The sequence below is a fragment of the Altericista sp. CCNU0014 genome (assembly GCF_044923475.1).
Classification (GTDB): Bacteria; Cyanobacteriota; Cyanobacteriia; order Thermosynechococcales; family Thermosynechococcaceae; genus JAAURS01.
Genome location: NZ_CP137338.1, coordinates 5,296,540 through 5,312,271 on the forward strand (window position 1 = coordinate 5,296,540; position 15,732 = coordinate 5,312,271).

Consider the following 15,732-nt stretch of genomic DNA (forward strand, 5'->3'; position numbering starts at 1 on the left):
AATGGAATCGAACGGGATAACTTTTATCCACTGTGGGACGGTCCGCCATGAGTCTAAAAAACGGTATTCAGGTTCGTCCGCTGGAGTCTATCCGGGGAGGGATGGCCGAGTTCTATACGCCCCAGGCCAGCCATGAAACGATGCTGGTCAACATTCCCGCTGGGACGATCGACGAGCTGTTCGTCCATCATTTCCAAACCGATCAAATTTTGGTCGTGCGGGGCAGCTTTGTGCTGGTAGGGCTGCAAAACCGTCAGTACCAGTACATTGCCCTGAGCGAATCGGTGCCAGCCGTCGTGACGATTCCGCCCGGCATTCCCCACGGTGCCATCAATCTGAGCGAAGAACCCTGCGTCATTGTCAACGCGGTGCTCCGTCACGGGGCATCACATCCGACAGATTATCGTCCGATGAAACCGCCGTTTAGCTTCGATCTCGATGCCGTTCGGGCAGCGCTAGGACGGCTCCTCACGCCGCTCAGCGCCTGAGTAAGGGATGAGATTAGAATTTTTTCTAAGGAAGCCAAGTTACCGTATCGTAGGGACGCAAGGCCTCGCGCCCCTACAGAATGGTTGGTAGTTTCTATTTTGGAATAGCCTTAGATAATCGTGCCATCAGGGATGACAGCACCTTTGAGCACCACGACAATACCGCTGCGAATAAAAAACCCTTCGCTTTCGCGTTCGGCTTCTTCGACGCGGTCTTTATTGATAATCTGTACGTTGCTGCCAATGTGCGCGTTTTTGTCGATGATGGCCCGGCTGATGCGGGTATCTCGCCCAATTCCCATCGGCACGATCGCACTTCCCTCTCCTGACTCGCGCTCTGCAAGGGGTTGGTAGAAGTCCGCACCCATCAACAGAGAGTTGTCGATGACGGCCCCGGATTCGACGCGCGATCGCACGCCCAGCACGGAGTGATGAATCTGGCATTTTTTGAGAATGCAGCCTTCCCCGATCATAGACTCGGTGATTTGGCAGTCCAAGAGTTTTGTGGGTGGCAAATACCGAGAACGGGTGTAAATGGGCGCTTGCTCGTCGTAGAAACTAAAGGGTGGCTGAGGTTGCTTGGTGAGGGCTAAATTTGCCTCGTAGAACGACTCGATCGTTCCGATATCTTCCCAATAGTCGTTGAACAGAAAAGCTTGGACATTGTGCTGCTTTTGAGCCGCTGCCGGAATAATTTCCTTGCCGAAGTCCGTTGCATTGGGCATGCTGCTGAGCAAGTCAAACAGCACCTGTTTTTTGAACACATAGATGCCCATGGAAGCGATGTAGGGCTTCTGCTGCGCTTCTTCAGAAGATAGGCCTAGGACGGTCGTATCGACCTGCATTTGCTTCAGCTCGTCGCCCTCTGGTTTTTCGCTAAAGTCGACCACGCGGCCTTCTCGGTCGATTTTCATGAGTCCGAAACTAGAAGCCCGACGCTCGTCGATGGGAATGACCGAGAGCGTAATGTCCGCGTTGGTTTCGCGGTGACGATTGATAAAGTCGCTGTAATCCATCCGATAGAGGTGATCGCCGGACAAGATTAAAAATTCGTCAATCTCAGTCCAGGCAGACAGCATCCAGAGGTATTGGCGCACGGCATCGGCAGTACCCTGAAACCAATTGGGATTTTCGGGGGTTTGCTGGGCGGCCAGCACCTCGACAAACCCATCAGAAAACCCAGAGAAGACGTAGGCGCGAGAAAGATGGCGGTTGAGCGACGCAGAGTTGAACTGCGTGAGGACGTAGATTTTACTAATGCCTGAATTAATACAATTGCTAACGGGGATATCGATCAGCCGGTATTTGCCCGCCAGGGGCACAGCAGGTTTCGCACGCTGCTTCGTGAGGGGATAGAGCCGTGTGCCTGCTCCACCGCCCAGAATAATCGTCATTACATTTTTCATAAAAAACCTCTAGGCTGCCAATCTCCTCTACAGTCCAGTGTCTGCCTGTAAGGCACCCTTGACAAGGGGGAATGAGTTAAGAGATTGAAAAAATCGGGAGTGCGAGCAAAGCTTGCACTCCCGACTCACAATGCTCTAGAGTCACTAGCATTGCCAAGGCATCTCAAGCAGCAATTGCCTACTTGATTGCGACTTTACCGCCCGCTTCTTCCAGCTCTTTCTTAGCGGCTTCGGCGTCATCCTTAGAGATGGCTTCCTTGACGGCCTTAGGCGTCGATTCGACCAAGTCCTTGGCTTCCTTCAGACCCAGACCCGTGAGGGTGCGGACGACCTTCAGGACGGCAATTTTCTTGTCCGCCGGCACTTCTTCAAGAACGACATCAAATTCGGTCTTTTCTTCTTCGGGTTCAGCGTCAGCAGCAGCAGGAGCCGCCATCATCATGCCGCCCACGGGTGCAGCAGCACTCACGCCGAAGGCTTCTTCAATTTGCTTGACAAGCTCGGCAGCTTCTAGCAGGGAAAGTGTTTTTAACTGGTCTAAGATTTGGTCGGTTGCAGCAGACATTTATTTCTCTCCTGGGCGCAAATGTAATGTGAATAAAAAACGGTCGATCGATTCAGCCCATCGTAGAAGCGGGCGCAAGGCCTTGCGCCCCTACGGAGTGGTTAAGCCGCATCTTTTTCGGAATAGGCTTTGATACCCCGAGCGATCGAAGACGGCACTTCTTTAATACCAATGGCGACCTTGGCAGTGACGGCATTGAGCGCGCCCGCAATTTGCGCCATCAGCACTTCCTTGGACGGCAAGTCTCCAATCGCCTTGACGTCAGCCTGAGATAGCCCGCGTCCTTCTAAAGCACCGCCCCGAAGCTCGGTTTTTTTAGAAGCCTTCTGGAAGTCCTGATAGGCCTTGATGGCACCGCTCAGATCTTCTTTCACGAATATGAATGCAGACGCTCCTACAGCATATTCAGCCAAAGGCTGCCACGTTTCGTTACCGTCAACGGCCAGACGCATGAAGGTGTTTTTTGCCACCGTGCAGGTCGCGCCGACGGGTCGCAGGCGATTCCGCAAATCCGTAATTTCAGCAACGCTGAGCCCTTGATAGTCGATCGCAAAGGTCATTTGCGTCTCTTCTAGAGTGGCCTTGAGGTCGGCGACGATTTGTCGCTTACTTTCTGGCGATCTACCCATACTGTTCACCTCCTGACTTGGGTGTAGTTGAACCTAAGTTTTTCCTTGTCAAACACCAAAAGACCCTCAGCATACTTGCCGAGGGTCAAAACCAGAACGCAGACTAGAGGGCCAATGCTGACCAAAAAAGCTCTAAATTGCGAGACCGGAACCTCGGCAGGAAATTAAGCAAATGCACCTGCTGTCTTTGGTGGGGTCGAGATGAAGTTAAATCAATTCAAACCGCAGAACAAAAGGAAATTTTTAACCTAACCGAGCGGCACTAGGCAACTTCGGATAGTTTCAGATCTCGAAGACTGCTGATATCGACCTCGATGGAGGGACCCATCGTTGAAGAAACATACAGGGTTCGCCAGTAGCGACCTTTGGCACCAGAGGGACGATTGCGCTCAATCGTGTCTTGCAGTGCTTTGAGGTTGACGAGCAAGTCTTCGGCTGGAAACGAAGCCTTTCCAAACATAACATGGACGATGCCTGTTTTGTCGGCCCGGAACTCCAGTTTGCCCGCTTTGAATTCGGCGATCGCCTGGGTCAAGTCGAACGTCACCGTCCCGGCTTTAGGCGACGGCATCAAACCGCGCGGACCGAGGATCCGACCGACTTTGGCCACTTGAGGCATCATATCGGGGGTAGCGATCAGCAGGTCAAAGTCAAATCGACCTTTCTGAATTTCGTCAATCAACTCTTCAGAACCCACCACATCGGCTCCCGCGCTGGTGGCTTCTGCAACCTTCTCTCCACGGGCAATTACGGCCACGCGAAGCTCTTGTCCGGTTCCCTTGGGCAAGGCAACCGTGGTTCGCAACTGCTGATCGGTATACTTGGGATCGATGCCCAAGCGCACGTGCGCTTCAGCCGACTCGGGAAACTTGGCCGTAGCTGTCTTTTTGAGCAGCTCTAAGGCTTCTAACGGCGTATAGGGGCGTTCTTCAACGAGCTGCTGCAGCTCGCGCAAGCGACGGGAAACTTTTTTCATTTATTTATCTCCTGGGGTCTTGACGAAGCAAATGCCTCTCCCCCAAATAGGTGTACGTCAAACAGCAAAACAGAATGAGCTAGCGCTGGCTCTCAAGAGAACCGCTCAGCCATCAACCGTCACGCCCATGTTTCTAGCGGTGCCCGCTACAATTTTCATGGCCGCATCGATGTCATTTGCATTGAGGTCGGGGAGCTTGGTTTGGGCAATCTCGCGCAGTTGAGCTGTCGTGATCTTGCCGACTTTTTTCTTGTTGGGCTCTCCCGATCCTTTCTCGATTCCAGCCGCTTTCTGAATGAGGACAGAAGCGGGAGGGGTCTTGAGGATAAACGTGAAGCTTCGGTCTTCAAAGACCGAAATTTCGACTGGAATCACCAGTCCGACTTGGTCTGCCGTGCGGGCGTTATATTCTTTGCAGAACATCATGATATTGACCCCGTGCTGACCCAAGGCAGGGCCTATCGGGGGCGCAGGGTTAGCCTTACCCGCCGTAATGGCGAGCTTAATGACTGCAACAACCTTCTTTGCCATTGCTTAATTCTCTTTATGAACCTGATTGAACTCTAACTCGACCGGGGTATCCCGGCCAAAAATGGACAGTAACGCTTTCAGCTTACTGCGCTCGGGGCTAACCTCAATGACTTCGCCATCGAAGTCTTTGAAAGGCCCGCTGAGAACCTTGATTTTGTCCCCTGCCGCCATGTCGATTTTGATAACCGGCTCCTGCTCTTTGGAAGCGCGGAAGATCCGCTCGACTTCGGAGGGATTTAAAGGCATGGGCTTAACGTGCCCTCTACCCCGCCCGTAACGACGCTTTTGCTCGGCACCCACGAAATTAATGACATTTGGCGTGTTTTTAACGACTTGCCACGTTTCGTCATCCAAGATCATGCGCACCAAAACATAACCGGGGAAAACTTTTTCTTCGCCCGTCAGACGAGACCCGTCTTTCCGCAGCTTGACCGTCGGCGTTTGAGGAATCTCGATCTGAAGGATCCGATCCGCCACGTCTAGGGTTTGAAGGCGCTGCTCTAAGTTTTGCTTGACCTTTTTTTCGCAGCCAGAAGCGACCTGGATGGTATACCAGTGTTTGACCTCAGGTGCGTTATTGCTTGAGGGTTCCTGCGAAGGGGGGGTAAGCTCGGAATGTTCGTCTGACATAGACATAAACTAAGAAAAAACCTGCGTAGACAGCCACCTAAACAAGTTGTCGATCAAAGAAATAGAAAGAGCAGACAAGGCAACCATTAAGATGACCGCCGCCGACTCGCTGATCAACTGCTGTCGATCGGGCCAGACGACTTTGGCGAATTCTTCTTTCGTTTCCTTCACAAACTCACTAGGGTTTAGGCCTGGTTTTGCTTGCTTTTCTTCAATGTCTTTTTTAGTCACCGTTTCTAACACCCAATTGCCAATGAGTTGCGATATTTCAGCGGCTGGATGCAGAAGCCGCTTAATGCTCTGCCGCTTTCCGCGCTAAAGATGAAAAGCGCGCCCTGGAGGACTTGAACCCCCGACATCAGGTTTTGGAGACCTGCGTTCTACCAACTGAACTAAGAGCGCATGTTTTCATCTCAGCAGAAGAGCGAGAACCGCTAAGCTGTGAGAGGTTTGCATCTTGCCCATCTATTCTATCGCGCTTGATGACTCTCCCGAGCCGAACCAAAGGTGGCGGTGGCTCTGAAAAGAACTGGCCCCAATAAACTAGAGCGGTCTGTCAAAGCGTTGTTTGACCCGCGTTGCTTTCCCAACCCGATCGCGTAGGTAGTACAGTTTCGCGCGTCGCACTTTACCGCGGCGCAGGACCGTAATGCTTTCAACGCGTGGGGAGTGCAGCAAGAAGACTCGCTCTACCCCAATGCCTTGGAAAACCCGACGGACGGTAATGGTCTCGCTGATGCCGCCATTGCGCTTGGCAATGACAGTCCCTTCGTAGGGCTGAACTCGTTCTTTGTTGCCTTCTTGAATGAGGACACCGACTTTAACGGTGTCGCCCACATGGATTTCGGGCAATTCTTTCTTTTGATATTCCGCTTCAATAGAGCGGATAATCTCCTGGGCGTGCATAGGTTCCCTTTAAAGCCGCAAGATCCGATTCTAAGGCAATCTCGACACAATTGTCCAGAAAATTTTTATGAGTCTGGGCGGGGAGGGGCTGCGGCATGCGAGCGCCAAAGGACTCGATCGCGTTATCTTTTCTAGGCAATGCGATCGATGTTTTGCTCCCACTGGCGGCCATCAAAGGGCTGTAACTCAAAGCGCTGCAGCAAGGATTCAAAGGATTCGCTGTCGATACAACGCAGGTTGACGTCGTAGTGGTTGGGGTGCGATCGCGGTCTATAAAAGGGTGCAATGCCACAGGTTTTGCAAAAATGATGTTTGGCGGTGCCCGTATTAAAGGTATAGGTCTGCAAGGCGTCTTCGCCTTGCAAGAGTTCGAACTGCTCGGGGGGCAAAATCAGGTGTAAAAATCCTTTTTTTTGGCAGATGGAGCAGTTGCAGTCAACGACTGTAAAGTCTTTGACCCAAATTCGAAACCGAATGGCTCCGCAGTGGCAGCCGCCGCTGAAGGATTGAGAACCGGGAGGGGGAACATTGCCGTTCATTGCGATGTCGGGGTGGAGGAGAGACGTTGGGACTCGCTTCCTAGGATAATCAAAGCGAGCGGGCAATATTGAAATTTTGAGAGCAACACGATGGCAAAACGCCAGGGATTGTTTTTGGCGGGCGGGGCGATCGCCGCTTTTGTCGGCGGTGGGCTACTTTATGCCAGCCCGTACCTCACGCTGTACCAGATGTACCAGGCCGTCGAGCGCCGCGATGCCCAGAGCATTTCAAGCTCGGTCGATTTTCCAGCGCTGCGCGAAAGCATTAAGGATAACTTGCAGTCGGAGATCCTAAAAGAGACGGCAAAGCAAGACAATCCGCTTTTGAATTTGCTAGGTGCTGCCTTGGGCAGCGCGATCTTGAATCCCGCGATCGATACGATGGTGACGCCTCAGGGCGTCATGGCCCTCTTGGAAGGGCAGCGGCTTCAGCTTGGAGAAGGCGGTGGCGGCGCTCAGACTCTGTCGGAGAAGGCGGCGGAAGTGGATGTGCGTTCCGGCTACGAGTCGTTCGATCGATTTGTCGTGAGCGTGAAGCCAAAGGGGGAAGATGTACCACCGGTCGAACTCATTCTGTCGCGGCAAGGGTTGGGGTGGAAAGTGACGGGCGTGCGATTGCCCAAGCCTTAGGTTGTTAGGAGCGATTGTTGAGAAGTTACAATTATTAGATGAACCCAGCGATTGAATAAGTCTTGCGAACAGGCTGCACCAACGGGGCTACAAGAAAGGTTTCCATGTGGTGCGCAGACTAATCATGAATTGCAACCAGCAGCAAAATCTGGATGCTATTTTTGTACTTGTTCAGTCTTAAAACTCTCTTAGTAGGCAGTAACCCAATGACTCAAACATCGATCTTTAACAATGCGATGGAGACTGTCGAAGCGCTTCCGGCTGAAGATCAACAGGTGCTGATCGACCTTCTTCAAAAGCGCTTAGTTGAAAATAGACGGGCAGAAATAGCCGCAAATATTATTCAGGCCAAAGCTGAGTATGAGGCTGGACAAGTAGTCCGTGGCAGCATTGACGACATCGTAAATGAGCTAAATCATTGAAATCCTTAGCGTTTGCTCCTTCATTCAAGCGTGCTTACAAAGCGACGATTCGGCGCAGACCCGATCTCCAGCCTAAGATTCTAGGTAAGCTGAGGCTGCTGTCTACCGATCCCTTTGATATGTCTCTGCGGACCCATAAGCTCAAAGGTCGTCTTGCAGGCGCTTGGTCTTGCAGCGTTGAGTATGATTGCCGCATTGTGTTCGATTTTGTAAAAAATCCTGATTCTGGTGAAGAAGAAATTTTGCTGATTGATATTGGCACTCATGACGAAGTGTATTAAAAGCTTGTCGATCTTTACTCCTCTAACTGTGCGGTTAGCGGTGCAGATTGAGAGAACGTATGACCCCAGAAACATTTATCTATGAAGCCATCATTGCTGGCGAAAGAGGGGATGATAAACTGTAGCTAGCCGAATCAAACGGGTTTTTATGAACGCACAGCAGCGATCGCTCTACATTGTCTTCAGCCAATTGCTTGGGCTGGGACTGCTGCTGCGCCTAGCGCGCAAATAACCTTGTTCTAGATCGACAAAATTTTTTACCTGCTATTGTCTCAAGCGTTTGCTCGAGGTTTGTCCATTAAGACATTCCGGCGCGTCTTTGTAGAACTTTAGCCTGGGCGTTGGCTGCACTAACGCTTGCGATTGGGAATGGCGAAATCCATTTTTGTAAATTCTGCTCGAACAGATTAGGAGAAAATTATGTGCCTGCATCTACTGCTTGGACTGCGACTATTCGTGGGTTGTCTGGCTCGATCTCTACGGCACCCAGACAGCCCTGCTTTTGCCATAGCTATTTACTGCAAACCTAAATCGCGCTACCGAAAATCATGTTGAAATATCCCGCTACAAAATACAAACCCTTTCAGTCTGTTGAGTTAGTCGATCGCACCTGGCCCTCCCAAACCCTCACCCATCCCCCCATCTGGCTCAGCACCGACCTCAGAGATGGCAACCAAGCCCTGATCGAGCCAATGTCCGTCCCCCGCAAGCTCAAAATGTTCCAGATGTTGGTGAAGCTGGGGTTCAAAGAAATTGAAGTTGCCTTTCCGTCTGCCTCGCAAACCGATTTTGACTTTGTCCGCCATCTGATTGCAGAGCAACTCGTTCCAGATGACGCGACCCTTCAGGTTTTAGTCCCCGCGCGGGAATCTTTAATTCGCCGCACGTTTGAATCGCTGCAAGGCGCTCGACGGGCGATCGTGCATTTGTATAACGCCACTTCTCCGGTGTTTCGCCACGCGGTATTGGGGCTAGATCGTCTGGGAACGATTGACTTGGCCACTTCTGCGGCAACGTTATTCAATCAACTCGCAGCGGAACAGCCCCAGACGGAATGGATTTTTCAGTATTCGCCGGAAACGTTTACGGCTACGGAACTGGACTTTGCTAAAGACATTTGCGACGCGGTGTTGGACGTTTGGCAACCCACGCCGGAGCGGAAGGCCATTATCAATCTTCCGGCCACGGTAGAGGTTTCAACGCCCAATGGCTTTGCCGATCGAGTGGAATGGATGCATCGCCATTTAGCCCGACGAGACAGCGTTATTTTGAGCGTGCATCCCCACAACGATCGCGGTTGCGGCATTGCGGCGGCGGAACTGGCGCAAATGGCGGGTGCCGAACGGGTGGAGGGCTGTCTGTTTGGCAATGGCGAGCGCACGGGCAATGTAGATTTGGTGACGCTGGCGCTGAATCTCTACACCCAAGGCATTCACCCCGGTTTGGATTTCTCCCAGATCGACGCAGTCGCGCGAACGGTGGAGGATTGCACCCAGTTGCCCATTCACCCTCGCCATCCCTACGTGGGAGATTTGGTGTTTACGGCCTTTTCGGGTTCTCATCAGGATGCCATTAAGAAGGGGTTTGCCGTTCAGCAGCCGGATGCCATCTGGGAGGTTCCTTATTTACCTCTCGATCCTGCCGATGTGGGCCGCACCTACGAGTCGGTGATTCGGGTGAACAGTCAGTCCGGTAAGGGTGGAATGGCGTTTTTGCTGGAGCGCGACTACGGGTTGGTGCTGCCTCGACGGTTGCAGATCGAGCTGAGTCAAACGGTTCAGCGCGTCCTGGATGCAGACGGAACGGAACTTTCGTCTGGAGATTTGTGGCGTTTGTTCGAGCGGGAGTACGTGCGGGCAATTTCCCCCCTTACCTACTGCGCTCACCACCTCGAAGAAACAGAAGGCGACGGACAGACGATCGCAGCATCTCTGGAATTTTTTGGGCAACCCCTTCCCCTTCGCGGCTGCGGAAATGGGCCGATCGATGCATTTCTAGATGCTCTCGGGTTGGGGTTGCAAGTGCATCGCTATGAAGAGCGATCGCTAGGCCAGGGGAGCGATGCAGCGGCGATCGCAATTGTGGAAATGGGGGCAGATTTATTATCGGGTACCCTGCACGGGGTCGGCATTCATGCCAATATCGTCACGGCTTCGTTAATGGCAATTCTCAGCGCTGTCAACCGAGCCGCTCGAATGAACCCAGCCCTCCAAGCAAAAATAGAGCGACGATTTGAAAGAAAGCTGCTGCCGTTATTGAATCGCTAGTGCGGCCTCGTTCTCATTGCGATCGTTCTTAATTTCAAAATAAAAATAACCTCTTGAGACCTCAAAATGCGCTCGATCGCAATCTCAAGAGGTTATTTTTATCTGAATATTTCTCCAACGTATACATAGATATACTGGCTTAAAGCTTTCATTTAACGAGAATTTATTGGCTTAAATTCCGTAGTTTTACGGTTGAATCAGCAGTTGCTAAAACCTAAATTAGGTAGAGAAGAAAGGGCTTTCAAGATTTACAGCAATAGAAATTACGGCTGAAATCAAGAGGTTTTTCTATATCAAATTTTTGTTATATTCCATCCAACAGGAAAATCGGGGATCAAAATGCTAAGTCTAGAGCCAGCCCATAATGCATCGTCAAAAATACTTCAAGCATCGAGCAGTGCTTGTGCGGTAGCGGGCGGCATTATGTTGGCCTCCAATACTGACATCAGCAGCTATGGGTTCTTCTTTTTAGCGCTGAGTTCCAGCCAGATGCTGCTCTCTTCTGTCCTAACGCGAAACACCTCGATGACAATCTATGCAGGTTCGCTGTTCGTATTTGTGGACTGCTTGGGCATTTATCGGTGGGTTTTAAAGTAGGTTGAAGTTATGCTGTGGCACACCTATCCCGACGGCTTAGATACGCTCACTTTACAAGGAGCCTATCAAACGCTTGAGGGAGACCCTCCATCCAAAATTCCCTTTATCGTATGGTTGCTAGAGAACCCAGAGAGTCCGCTAGCGTTGCCGGGATGTATCGATCTTTACGGCCATGACTGTCTTCACCTGTTACTGAAGCAAGGTTTTACTTCAGAAAACGAGGCCTATGTCGTTGGATTTACGATGGGGAACGATATTCGAACCAATCGAGTTCATTTGTTCATCTTCAAACTTGCGGCACGAGTTCTATACCCTGAAAAATATCGTTTAAAGGCTTCAGATATTGAAACCTTTGAGAGAGGGTTTCAGATGGGCAAGCGGGTACAAGTCAAAAATCTCAATCAATCTTCTTTTGAAAGGTGGGAGTATAAAATACTGAAAGACATCCGAACAGAAATTGGATTAGAGACAGCAATTTAGCACACCAACCGGATGAATTGCAATTCGACCCCTCGCTTTTTCAAAAAGAACGTGAGGGGTCGAGTTGCAATCTAGTACTCTAATACCAATTTTGCAAAATCACGCTACACATCTGATCCCCCCTAGCCCCCCTTAAAAAGGGGGGAATTGACTCATAGTCCCCCTTAAAAAGGGGGATTTAGGGGGATCTTAATGTGTAGCTACGACAAGTAGATTTGTATAATTCGAGGTGCGGTTAGCTACTACAAACCCAATCGGCCAAACCGAAAAAGGCTCCACCCGCAAACCATTGACATCACGGATAAGAAGAAAACCCATAAACTTGTGGGCTTTAGAATGACGCCAGCGCTTACAAAAACCAAAAGAACCGCAATAAAGAGGAGCGCCCACCCCAGAGCTTTAAGATCGCGCCCTCCGAAAACGAGAGAGAGAACGCCTAGAAATAGTGTAATGACAGCCCCAGCCGCTGATATATCAATCCACCAGTAGCGGCCTATGCTGGACGTGAAGATAATGTTTTGTCCCAGAAAATAAAAGGACAAGAGCATTAACGCTATTCCAGCAAGTTTAGTGACGATCTGCACGGCTGTGTCTCCCAGTAAGCTGAATGTTTGTACTACCCAGCGTACCCAGATTGCTCGGATACCAAACGAGGTATCGTTCAAGTTGAAGCAGAAACTGAGACGATCAGGAGTTGATTGACCTTAGCAATCAATTCTGGGGTTGAAAATCCCTTGTTGAGATAATCGCTGGCACCCAGTCGGCGGGCCTCTTTACCCCATTCTTCAGAAAGTCGAGAAGAGACAACCAAAATGGGAAGCTCCAAGCCAGCCTGACGGCAGCGATCGATGAGGGTAAACCCATCCATGTTGGGCATCTCGACATCCGTAATCATCAAGTCTGGACGCTCGTTGGTTTGGAGCCAGTTCCAGGCTTCTAAACCATCGGAGCAGGTGGAAACAGTAAAGCCGTTGGTGCTGAGACTGCCCTCCATTCTTCGACGCATCAACGCGGCATCGTCAACCACCAAAATCTTGATAGAAGAGGATTGGACGGGGACGGGGCTGGGTGCTTGAGATGCTTTGACACTCTTCGCCGCAGGAGCAGACTGAAGCGCCGTCGCCAGCGCGATCGGATCCAAGATTGAGATTAAGCGACCGTCTGGCTGAAGGCTGACGCCCAGGAGTCCGACGGGGGCGACGAGGGGGGTAGGGAGCGGGTTGATCAGCAGTTCTTCTTGGGTCAGCAGGTCATCGGCAATGAACCACAGATCTGTGCCAGAACCCTTCCCCGCAGCCGATCGCGTTCTGATTGCGATCGCCGTATCGGACCAAGCCTTGGCAGAAGATTGCGAGGGAGCTTGTCCCGGTTGGAGCCAGTAGTTAGCCAGGTCAAACCCAGGGGCAGTTCCTCGGTCGGTCTCGACGGACCAGGTCAACAACGGATGCTCTGCTTCTAAGGGCGAGAGATCGCCGGGACCGAGCAGAACGGTTTCTAAAATGTCGTCCGTGGGGAGAGCAACGGTGCGATCGCCCACTTCTAGCAACACGCAGGGGACCAAAAGCTGCGGGGCAGGCACTTCAATAATGAAGGCAGTGCCTTGGCCGGGACGGGTTTCGAGGCTGAACTTCCCGTTCATGGCTGCAATTTGGCTCGCAACCACATCCATCCCGACCCCGCGACCGGAGACCTCTGTCACGGCGCTGCGGGAGCTGAAGCCGGGTTGGCAGAGGACGGCTAATAGCTCCGCTGAAGTGCGGGTTTGGTTGAGGGCAAATCCCTTTTCTTGGGCCTTGCGGGCGATCGCCTGGGCGTCGATCCCGCCTCCGTCATCCTGGAGGACGAGACGGTAAAGGTTTCCGCGACGGTGAAGCGAGAGCTGAATAGTTCCCTGGGCGGGCTTGCCGTGGGCGAGGCGCGTTTCAACGGTTTCTAGACCGTGATCGTAGGCATTTCTGAGGAGGTGGAGTAGGGCAGGTTCGAGCTGCTGGAGAATGCTTGCATCCAGTTCCACCTGTTCCCCCTGGACCGATAGCTCCACGGGTTTGCCGTAACGATTGCTGAGGTCGCGGACGATGGCGCGGGCGCGGAGGCTCAGGTTGCGGAAGGGGACCAGACGGCTGGTTTCAATACCGTCCTTGAGCCGGAGAATACTGCGATCGAGCTTGTCGAGGCGAGTGGAGGTTTGCTGGGTGACGGTTTCGATTTCTTGCCCCAACTCGGACATCCGCAAGATGTTCTCTAGGAGGCGATTGATGGTGGTGTACCCTTGACGATAACGCTCTAAGTTGACGTTATTGGAGTCATTGCGATCGTCGCTGAGGGTGCGCATCAGCGCGTAGTCATCCTGGAGTTGGCGCAGGCGGGTAATAAATTGGGCGCTTTCCTGCGTGAGAGCGGTAATTTGTGCCAGCTGGGTCTGAAGTTTCTGGGAACTATTCATGACGCCGCGAGCGGTCAGCAAGGTCTCCACCACCTGCTGAGCAGACTGGTCGAGGCGTTCCAAGGGGACAGAAATCTGGACGCCGCGTTTGGTTTCGGCAACGGGTTCCGGGCTGGCGATTTCTGCATTGACTGCGGCGGACGGCTGAGGCTGGGCGTTTGCCTGCGGAAACAATCCTAACTCTTCAAAAGCGGAGGCTGGGACAAACCCTTCGGAAGGCTCGGCCCAATCCTCTGCGCTGAGGGAGAAGAGTTCGGCATCGTCTAAGGTATTGAGGGCGGAAAGATCGCTAAAGTCGTCAGACTCGGAATACGCTGCGGACTCTGGGTCCGCAGCACTTGCATCCTCAAACCCATCGAACGCAACCGAAACATCGTCCAAGACGCTCAGATCGAGCCGATCGCCAAACGCCGTATCCACCTCCTCAAGTCCGGCGGGCGCGACAGAACCGCGATCTAAGACGCTGAGATCGGGCAGGTCGCTGAGATCGGAGATCGCCGTTGCATCCGCATCTCCCAATCCATTGAGAGCGGCAGTGAGATCGTCGAGGGTGTTGAGGTCAGATCGATCGCCGAAATTGGCGGACTCTGGGTCCGCTGCGGACGCTGGGTCCGCTGCGATCGCCGCTATATCTGCACCCTCAAATCCATCCAGGAAAAGATCGGAGATGCCAGCGGAGTCTAAGAAAAGTTCGATCTGCTCTAGCTCGGAGAGATCTGCCCCAACCGCATCTGGCTGCGCCATTGCTGCCGCTTGATGGAACGTTACGGCATCGAGCGCCAGACGCTCTTGGACGACCGTCTCTGACGCTAAGGCATCGAGCGCTAGGTTGCCCAGGCCGGACTCGCTGAGCCATTCTGGAAGGTCGGCTGTCATCTCGTCAGAGGCAGCAGTTTCTTGTAGTTCTGACAGAAGCGGCTCGGCACCGAACGTCGCGAGGTCTGAAAACTCATCTAAGTTAAACTCCGACAGCCACTCTTGCTCGGCAAAATGACCTGCAACTGAGGTGTCGAGGTCGGGAGCTGCTACGCCTGCAGGCTCTAAACCGACAGGGACCGCATCGAGTGCCACCGAATCCGATGGAGCGTCGATCGCCGCTAGCCGAGCTTGCAGTGCGGGACTCAGCTCGCCGCCTTGCTTCGCACATTCTTTTAAGATCTGAAAATACTCCAGCCAGCAGCGTTTCCACTGCGAGCTATCGGCCCGATCGACCAAGGTTTGGCACTGGGCCATTAAAGGCGTCCAGCTCTCGGCAAACTGCAAGTCGCCGCCAATTTGGGCGAGCTGCATCAGGGTTTGCTGGGCGATTTGGAGAATGTCCGGGGGAACCATCCCTTGGGGCGGAAGCTGGTTCAGCGCCATTTCCAGCTCTAGCACGACCAAGTCAAATCCTTGCTCTGCAAATTCTTGATGAACCTGCTTCAGCTCGTTCCAATCCGGCAGATAGCGCTGCCGGATCAGTTCGTGCAAAGTATGGATGCGCCGAACAGTAGGCTGCACCTGGGCGATCGCCGCCGCGCCCGTCCCCTTAATTTCGATGCTGCTGCTCAAAAGCTCTCCGGCCTCCAGCAGCATTTTACAGAGCTGGCCGTCGGACAGATCCGGGGCGCGATCTAAGTAGCGCAAATCCGAAAGCAAATCTTCTAAAACCATCCCCGCATGGAGCATGGCATCGGCTTCCACCGTTACGGCACCGCCTTTAATGGTGTGGACCGCCCGGTAAATATGCTGAATATCCGCAGCCCAGGACCGATCGTTGAGTCCCTGCACGAGGCTGAAGTAGTCCTGGAGGTATTGCTGGGTGTCCACGTCAAACATGGCGCGCAGCTCTTGCTGAAGCTCTGCTTCTGCGTCGTCTGCTGTGGCAGGAGTCCAGGAATAAAGGGATTGGGGTTCAGATGCCGTCATGGTGCCGCTGACTCTATAGGGGATGCTGAAGGTT

The 15,732-nt window shown here is 52.6% G+C and carries 18 protein-coding genes, 1 tRNA gene and 1 other annotated feature; of the genes, 7 read left to right on the plus strand and 12 right to left on the minus strand.

The window, feature by feature from the left end; translation table 11 throughout:
- Positions 1-47 precede the first annotated feature (47 nt).
- Positions 48-488, plus strand: a complete 441-nt coding sequence (locus tag R6H26_RS25265; protein ID WP_404786519.1) for a dTDP-4-dehydrorhamnose 3,5-epimerase — start codon at positions 48-50, stop codon at positions 486-488.
- A gap of 110 nt (positions 489-598) precedes the next feature.
- Here R6H26_RS25265 and R6H26_RS25270 read toward each other — a convergent pair whose 3' ends face one another.
- The 10 genes from R6H26_RS25270 to R6H26_RS25315 form a co-directional block, all read right to left on the minus strand.
- On the minus strand, positions 599-1,894 hold the full coding sequence (locus tag R6H26_RS25270; protein WP_404786520.1) for a glucose-1-phosphate adenylyltransferase: 1,296 nt from the start codon (positions 1,892-1,894) through the stop codon (positions 599-601).
- Positions 1,895-2,072: 178 nt separating this feature from the next.
- Entirely contained in the window at positions 2,073-2,459 is a 387-nt protein-coding gene (rplL, locus tag R6H26_RS25275) for a 50S ribosomal protein L7/L12 (RefSeq protein ID WP_404786522.1), read from the minus strand.
- Between the two features lie 101 nt (positions 2,460-2,560).
- Positions 2,561-3,088: a 50S ribosomal protein L10 gene (rplJ, locus tag R6H26_RS25280; RefSeq protein WP_404786524.1), complete on the minus strand. Its 528-nt coding sequence runs from the start codon at positions 3,086-3,088 to the stop codon at positions 2,561-2,563.
- 46 nt (positions 3,089-3,134) lie between these two features.
- Positions 3,135-3,297, minus strand: a sequence feature (ribosomal protein L10 leader region).
- A gap of 53 nt (positions 3,298-3,350) precedes the next feature.
- Positions 3,351-4,064, minus strand: a complete 714-nt coding sequence (gene rplA / locus R6H26_RS25285) for a 50S ribosomal protein L1 (RefSeq protein WP_404786526.1) — start codon at positions 4,062-4,064, stop codon at positions 3,351-3,353.
- A 105-nt stretch (positions 4,065-4,169) separates the two neighbouring features.
- Positions 4,170-4,595: a 50S ribosomal protein L11 gene (gene rplK, locus R6H26_RS25290; RefSeq protein ID WP_404786527.1), complete on the minus strand. Its 426-nt coding sequence runs from the start codon at positions 4,593-4,595 to the stop codon at positions 4,170-4,172.
- Between the two features lie 3 nt (positions 4,596-4,598).
- Positions 4,599-5,225: a transcription termination/antitermination protein NusG gene (nusG, locus tag R6H26_RS25295; protein WP_404786529.1), complete on the minus strand. Its 627-nt coding sequence runs from the start codon at positions 5,223-5,225 to the stop codon at positions 4,599-4,601.
- 9 nt (positions 5,226-5,234) lie between these two features.
- A complete protein-coding gene (gene secE / locus R6H26_RS25300) occupies positions 5,235-5,456 on the minus strand; it encodes a preprotein translocase subunit SecE (protein WP_404786531.1) in 222 nt (73 codons plus the stop codon).
- A 98-nt stretch (positions 5,457-5,554) separates the two neighbouring features.
- A tRNA-Trp gene (locus R6H26_RS25305) sits at positions 5,555-5,627 on the minus strand.
- Positions 5,628-5,768: 141 nt separating this feature from the next.
- Positions 5,769-6,131 carry a 50S ribosomal protein L19 gene (rplS, locus tag R6H26_RS25310; RefSeq protein WP_404786532.1) on the minus strand — a complete coding sequence of 121 codons (363 nt, stop codon included), beginning with the start codon at positions 6,129-6,131 and terminating at the stop codon, positions 5,769-5,771.
- A 131-nt stretch (positions 6,132-6,262) separates the two neighbouring features.
- Positions 6,263-6,670: a GFA family protein gene (locus R6H26_RS25315; RefSeq protein WP_404786534.1), complete on the minus strand. Its 408-nt coding sequence runs from the start codon at positions 6,668-6,670 to the stop codon at positions 6,263-6,265.
- Positions 6,671-6,760: 90 nt separating this feature from the next.
- On the opposite strand from R6H26_RS25315, the gene R6H26_RS25320 reads away from it, so the two are divergent.
- From R6H26_RS25320 to R6H26_RS25345, 6 genes are all read left to right on the plus strand, one after another.
- Positions 6,761-7,300: a DUF2939 domain-containing protein gene (locus R6H26_RS25320; RefSeq protein WP_404786535.1), complete on the plus strand. Its 540-nt coding sequence runs from the start codon at positions 6,761-6,763 to the stop codon at positions 7,298-7,300.
- Between the two features lie 206 nt (positions 7,301-7,506).
- Entirely contained in the window at positions 7,507-7,722 is a 216-nt protein-coding gene (locus R6H26_RS25325; protein ID WP_404786537.1) for a hypothetical protein, read from the plus strand.
- Entirely contained in the window at positions 7,719-8,003 is a 285-nt protein-coding gene (locus tag R6H26_RS25330) for a type II toxin-antitoxin system YafQ family toxin (protein ID WP_404786538.1), read from the plus strand. Before R6H26_RS25325 ends, R6H26_RS25330 begins: the two co-directional genes overlap by 4 nt.
- A 548-nt stretch (positions 8,004-8,551) precedes the next feature.
- A complete protein-coding gene (leuA, locus tag R6H26_RS25335) occupies positions 8,552-10,270 on the plus strand; it encodes a 2-isopropylmalate synthase (protein ID WP_404786540.1) in 1,719 nt (572 codons plus the stop codon).
- 339 nt (positions 10,271-10,609) lie between these two features.
- A complete protein-coding gene (locus R6H26_RS25340) occupies positions 10,610-10,867 on the plus strand; it encodes a hypothetical protein (protein ID WP_404786542.1) in 258 nt (85 codons plus the stop codon).
- A 9-nt stretch (positions 10,868-10,876) separates the two neighbouring features.
- Positions 10,877-11,347 (plus strand): hypothetical protein, encoded by a 471-nt coding sequence (locus tag R6H26_RS25345; RefSeq protein ID WP_404786544.1) that lies wholly within the window; start codon positions 10,877-10,879, stop codon positions 11,345-11,347.
- A gap of 242 nt (positions 11,348-11,589) precedes the next feature.
- On the opposite strand, the gene R6H26_RS25350 is transcribed toward R6H26_RS25345, so the two are convergent.
- Together R6H26_RS25350 and R6H26_RS25355 are read right to left on the minus strand one after the other, a co-directional pair.
- Positions 11,590-11,931: a hypothetical protein gene (locus tag R6H26_RS25350; protein WP_404786545.1), complete on the minus strand. Its 342-nt coding sequence runs from the start codon at positions 11,929-11,931 to the stop codon at positions 11,590-11,592.
- Between the two features lie 77 nt (positions 11,932-12,008).
- Positions 12,009-15,698 (minus strand): response regulator, encoded by a 3,690-nt coding sequence (locus R6H26_RS25355; protein WP_404786546.1) that lies wholly within the window; start codon positions 15,696-15,698, stop codon positions 12,009-12,011.
- Between the last annotated feature and the right edge of the window lie 34 nt (positions 15,699-15,732).